This is a genomic window from Clostridium sp. AM29-11AC (assembly GCF_003480545.1).
GTDB classification, from domain to species: domain Bacteria; phylum Bacillota; class Clostridia; order Lachnospirales; family Lachnospiraceae; genus Otoolea; species Otoolea saccharolyticum_A.
Genome location: NZ_QUJI01000023.1, coordinates 1 through 501, shown reverse-complemented (window position 1 = coordinate 501; position 501 = coordinate 1). Strand labels below are relative to the sequence as shown.

Annotated in this window: 1 pseudogene; it reads right to left on the bottom strand. The window is 37.1% G+C overall.

Annotated elements, in window-relative coordinates:
* Window positions 1–30: 30 nt before the first annotated feature.
* Window positions 31–357: pseudogene (gene tnpA / locus DW757_RS17795) on the bottom strand (IS200/IS605 family transposase); the annotation flags it as partial.
* Window positions 358–501: the final 144 nt, after the last annotated feature.

Sequence of the window (501 nt, the reverse complement as noted above, 5' to 3'; positions counted from 1 at the left end):
CTACTGTATCGACATAGTATCCCTTACACCAAACTCGCGGTTTCGGTATGCGAACTTCATATTTCCAAATCTCTGAAATATCATTAAGCTGCTTTTCCCTTTTAAATATCCCATAAATCCCGAAACGCTCATTTTGGGTGGGATACTAAGCAGTAAATGTACATGATCTGGGCATATTTCTCCTTCTATGATTTCTACTCCCTTCCATTGACATAACGTCCTAATAATGTCCCTTATTGCTTCTCTCTTTTCGTTAAAGAATACTTTTCTCCGATATTTGGGGGCAAATACCACGTGATATTTGCAATTCCATTTTGTATGTGCTAAACTTTTTACGTCTGTATTTTGTTCTGACATGATACAGTCCTCCTAATGTGTTTTTATTTACGTAACTGGCAGGTCACGTTTTTATTATACACATTAGGAGTTTTTTTGTCTGAATACATCGCTAAAGCTCCTATAGAACCACGCGACTATCGCGTGGTTTTCCTGATACAAAAA